4 protein-coding genes are annotated in these 5,244 nt (G+C 47.1%); 1 reads left to right on the top strand and 3 read right to left on the bottom strand.

Annotated elements, in window-relative coordinates; all coding sequences use genetic code 11:
• The first annotated feature begins 77 nt into the window (after positions 1 to 77).
• Complete coding sequence (locus tag O3C43_24560; GenBank protein MDA1069661.1) at positions 78 to 1,817, top strand: redoxin domain-containing protein; 1,740 nt, start codon at positions 78 to 80, stop codon at positions 1,815 to 1,817.
• A 34-nt stretch (positions 1,818 to 1,851) separates the two neighbouring features.
• Here the strand turns inward: O3C43_24560 and O3C43_24555 are convergent, their stop codons facing one another.
• The 3 genes from O3C43_24555 to O3C43_24545 all read right to left on the bottom strand — a co-directional run.
• Positions 1,852 to 3,507, bottom strand: coding sequence for a TonB family protein (locus O3C43_24555; protein MDA1069660.1), 1,656 nt, complete (start codon positions 3,505 to 3,507; stop codon positions 1,852 to 1,854).
• Positions 3,508 to 3,596: 89 nt separating this feature from the next.
• Positions 3,597 to 4,163: a GTP cyclohydrolase I FolE gene (folE, locus tag O3C43_24550; protein ID MDA1069659.1), complete on the bottom strand. Its 567-nt coding sequence runs from the start codon at positions 4,161 to 4,163 to the stop codon at positions 3,597 to 3,599.
• A 366-nt stretch (positions 4,164 to 4,529) separates the two neighbouring features.
• Positions 4,530 to 5,244, bottom strand: a 715-nt coding sequence (locus O3C43_24545; GenBank protein ID MDA1069658.1) for a hypothetical protein, incomplete at its 5' end; no start/stop codon positions are given.

Genomic DNA, 5,244 nt, shown 5'->3' with positions numbered 1-5,244 from the left:
CGAATCAAATGAATCTAAATTATAACCTAAGCACAACGGGTCTCCATTTTTCGGGGCAATCTCAATACCGTTCAAACATGAAAAATCTAATCCTGAATTTTATATCAATTCTCCTGGTTACTGTACTTCTGGTTGGAACGCTTTCCGCACGTGAAGTGCCGAATTTCAACCTGCTGGATGTCCACGAAAAGAACTACGAACTGTTTGGTGCGGAGGGGAAAGCGGTGGCTTTGTTTTTCACCGGCACAGGTTGTCCGATTGCACAAAAGACCGTGGGTAAATTTAGAGCCCTGGAACAAGAATACGCGGCCCAGGGAGTCAACTTTTGGATCGTTAACTCTTACGCCGACGAATCCGCGAAAGATATTCAAAATGATATAAGAAAATATAAGTTGCGGGAGATGACCTACTTGCTGGATTCCAAGCAAACGGTGGCCTATGCCTACGGTGTCAATCGCACTGCCGAGGTGGTTCTCATCGATACATTTTCCTGGGAAGTTGTTTATGAAGGTGCTTTGGACGATCAACTCAGCGAAGGGGCAGAAAAACCCAAGGCGACCAAGCAATACCTTAAAACAGCCATCAATCAGTTGTTAGGCGGAGAGCCTATTTCACAGCCCAAGACTCGGTCGGTCGGTTGCATCATTTCTTATCCGCATGTGAGCTCTTCGGAAGAGGTGCCGGATTACGTTTCCCAAGTCGCACCCATTTTAAAGAAAAACTGCGTGGAGTGCCATCAGCCAGGAGCTATCGGACCTTGGAGTATGACCAGCCATCGCCGCGTTTCGAATTATTCCAGTATGATCGAGGAAGTGCTTTTAACGCGTCGCATGCCGCCCTGGGATCCACATCCCAATTATGGAGATTTTCGGGACGACCAATCGCTGACCCAGGAAGAAGAACACACCTTGCTCAGTTGGATAAAGGCGGGTAGCCCTAAAGGAGAAGGAACGGATCCGTTGGCAGAACCATTACCGAAATTGCCGGAATGGCGTTTGGGAAAACCCGACGCCGTATTGAAACTTCCGGAAGAGCAGAAAATTCCTGCCACAGGTGTTGTCGACTATCGTTACCTAGAGGTGGATAATCCATTCGATGAAGATGTTTGGATAAATGGGTTTGATCTTAACCCGGGTAACCACAGCGTCCTGCACCATATCATCCTGTATGTGAGGTGGCCCGGAATGCCTAATTCCGGTAGTAGGAAAGGACAATTTTTCTACGGATGGGCACCCGGAGCGACTCCGCAAAAATATGATGAGGGAGTGGCAAAGCTGCTGCCAGCGAATGCTAAACTAACATTGGAATTGCATTACACTACCAGTGGTGAGGAGGAAACCGACCTGACCGAGATGGCCATCTATCTGGCTGATGGACCTCAGGAGCGAATTGGTGAAACACGATCCGCAATCAACTCCGATTTGGATATTCCTCCGGGAGAAAAAGATGCTCGTCACGTGGCTACCTATGCTTTCAAGAAACCGGCCACGATATACGGGCTCTTCCCGCACATGCACTTTCGTGGGACGTGGATGCGGTATGAGCTCCTCACTCCCGACGGCAAAAAGAAAACCTTACTACACGTTCCACGTTACGACTTTCAATGGCAGTTATCCTATTATCCCAAGGAGCCGATCCGAGTCCCGGCAGGTTCCTGGCTGCTGGTAACAGGCGCCTTCGACAACTCAGTCAAAAACCCGAACAATCCCGACCCAACGCGTCGCGTCGTATTCGGTGAGCAATCCTGGGATGAGATGTTTATCGGCTTCTTCGAAGCGGCGGATGATCCGGATCCCTCGGTGGCGATGCTGAAGTAAAGTCTCGAGCGTTTCAGCGCAGGCGATGTTAAAATCACCTTTTAATAGTAAAGCTAAGAGGCAGCCTCACTTTTGAACGCGTTGGTAGCCCGTCTTTTAATGCCGGATTAAATTTCCATTGTTCAACAGCTTCTATAGCAGCCTTTGTGAAAGCAGGATGAGGAGAATCTTCAATTTGTATTGTTGTGGGATTACCTTCCTCATCGATAATCATGACGACGAATACTTTGCCGGTAAAGTCCTGTACGAGCAACCCTTGTGGATATTGAGGAGTTACAGAATGAATGACTTGAGGTTGTCTGCTCTGCGTCTCACGGTACCCGAGTTCAGTATTGTAGTTTTGCCGTTCGATGTAGTCGCTATCCATCGTGATTTTCAGGGCCGTTTTCAGAGGCACACCATCAATTCTGTTTTGCCTTAATGCGTATTGAGCTTTGGCGTTGTCTTCGGCTTTTTCGAGAACAGTAATTGCACGGTCGTATGCTTGTTTGTCCTCTCTCACATCCGCCTCGATAGCGTGCGTGTATGCTATTAGTAGTTGCGATTTATGATGTCCGTATTCAGCCGCAAGATCCAGAAACTCAATGGCTTTGTCTCTTTCATCCCTTGATTTGGCTTCCTTATAGGATAGTAACGACAACCGATATATTGCTTCCAGTTGTCCATCCAGTGCGGATTCCTCCAGTAGATTGAATGCTTTATGGATGTCTTGTGGAACCAGCTCTCCTTTATACAGGTAGCTGGCAAATACGTGTTGATAAGCCGAATTGCTTTCCTCGGCTGCCATCGACAACCAATTCAATGCCTGAATCGGATCCTTCTCCACAAACTTAGCCTTCATGTATAGAATGTATAATGCCGCTTGTGCTTGGTGAAATCCGTTATTTCCTAAGGATTTCATTATTCCTATAGCTTCCTTGAGGTTCTGTTCCACTCCCCAGCCTTCAAGAAGAGCAGTAGCCTTGTAGAAAGTACCCCACTCGCTGCCCATCTCTTCTGCTTTTTTGAAATAATCCAAAGCAAGCTCGTAGTCGGATTCCACAAGAGTGCCTTCTGAAATTAGTCGGCCGAGTTGGGCCCATGCATCAGGTAGATTTTGATCGGCCGCCTTTTCATACCAATGGTAAGCCTCCTCAAAGTCCTGATCTTCCACCAACCCTTCTTCCAGAAATTGGGCCAAGCGGTATTGAGCCACAGGATCTCCTAATTCAGCCGCCTTTCGATAGAAGTTGTAGGCTTCGAGCGAGTCCTCTTTTACGCCAAGACCTTTTTCCAGCATTTCAGCTGTTATACGAAGGCTTTCGGGATGACCTTTTTTAGCCAGGCGATTGAACAGTTGGAATGCCCTTTGAAAATCTTCCGGATTCTTGGCATTAGAAAATGCTTTTTCTGCTGCTTCGAATTCGTCATTCAGGTCTGTATCTGACAGGACCCGAGTATCCACCTTTTCCTGATCTAATGAATCGAGGATTTCCGCGCTAACCACCCTGTTCCTGGATTCGTCTTCCTTCTGGTTTATTGAATCTCTAACGTCAACCCCAGTAAAAGAGTCCCGTGACTCGTCGTCAATTTCAACAAGCTCTTCCGAATGCAGCGGAGAATTTTCTTTGTCACTACTGGTCTTTTTAAAAACTAGTAGTCCTACCAATGTGAAGGCAGTCACAAAACAAAGGAAGCTAACTGTTTTCATAAGGGAATTCCGACTGTACTAAATCACTTTGGCATAGAGCAAGTAATGGTTATCAACAAAGAATTATCTCTTGTCCTGCCAATAGTCCGTTACGACTTCCTCAAAATCAGATTCATCGCCTCGGTGCGCGCGGCAGGGTCTTCTCTAAAGATTCCGCATACAGATGACGTGATGGTGGTGGCGCCTGGTTGTTTGACTCCGCGCATCGACATGCACAGGTGTTCCGCTTCAATAACGACGATTGTTCCCAATGATTCGAGCTTGGTTTGAATGGCGGTGGCGATTTCCATGGTTAGGCGTTCCTGGACTTGGGGGCGTCTCGCATAGCCGTCGACCAGGCGGGCCAGCTTCGACAAACCGGTGATCTTGCTTCCGGGTTGAGGCAGGTAGCCAACATGCGCTTTTCCGAAAAAGGGGAGGAGGTGATGCTCGCAGATCGAGTAAAACGTGATGTCACGCACAATGATGATTTCATCATGTTCCACATCGAATGCTTTCTCGATGTGATCCGCGGGATTCTCGGCCAGGCCGCTACAAATCTCAGAGTACATACGAGCGACTCTGGCTGGTGTTTCTATTAATCCGTCACGATCTGGGTCTTCTCCGATGGCGAATAGAATTTCTCTGATAGCTTTTTCGATACGTTCTTGATCCATGATATTTTTAATTTTGATAGCGACTGAGCCCTCGAGTTTAATCGGGGTTCTGTGGTTATTGTATAAACTGACAAGACGTGAAATGGCCATGGCAAAAATGAGTAATCCGATAAGCAAATATTCTTAGCCTTCTGAATGGGTCGAAAACTATAGCGAACAGTGCTACAGTATCGTTTTGAGGCCGAGGAAGCTGTCCAAGAGGCCCAGTTGCTAATGCGCCACCTTTGGACGATTCTTACAAAATTAGCCCTCATTTCAAGGAGGAAATCCGTTCAGCGATCGAAATACGGATAAAACAAGAATCAGGGGAAGAGGAATAAAAAAGGCCAGGCACAAGGCCTGGCCTTACAACCCTACTGAGGTTGATTATTGATGAAAAGTCAGGCCGCTTTGGTCCTCGATTTTGGCTTTCATTCCCCAACCGCCCACAACTTCTTTTATTGCAAAAACGATATCGTTGTCGCCGACTTCAAGGTCCAGATAGATGGAATCGAAATAGCCAATAGTGCCAAGGTAGCGGTAGTCTCTGGTTCTAAATTCGTTGGTGCCGCCGTAAACTAATTGCCCGTTTACAAATACCAGGACCTCATCGCTGTAGCCGAAGTCGAATTTTTTGATTTGTTTTATCCGAGACGAGACACTGATTTTTACCAGGGCGGTGTTTTTACCTTCCGACCGATCCACGCCGTTTGAGATGTTAATAGAACCTGTGTAGTCGGGCCATGCGGAATGCCAATCGAGCTCAGAAAAGTGTTTTTCGTTGAACCAGGTTTTGCCTTCCAGGGCCGTATCCTCAATGACGGTTGAGATTTGGTACTCAGCAATAACGGCTGCTTCCAGCGCAGGCATTTCTTTTATGGGAAGTTTCAATGGAGGATTATCCATTTGGACGTAGGAGAAGTTTGCGAAATGTGAGTTGGCGTTTCCTTTTAATACAATGGTCCCTTCGACATCACCGTGTTTTAGCTCATAAATCTGGAAGAGTGGGGTTTCCATGTTGTTCACGAAAACTTCGCCTACCGTTCCGCTGATCACCAGTTTCACGTGATTCCATGCGTTGTATTTAAAATCCAAAGCCGCA

The organism is Verrucomicrobiota bacterium (assembly GCA_027622555.1).
Lineage (GTDB): Bacteria > Verrucomicrobiota > Verrucomicrobiia > Opitutales > UBA2995 > UBA2995.
This window is presented reverse-complemented; position numbering and strand designations above follow the sequence as displayed.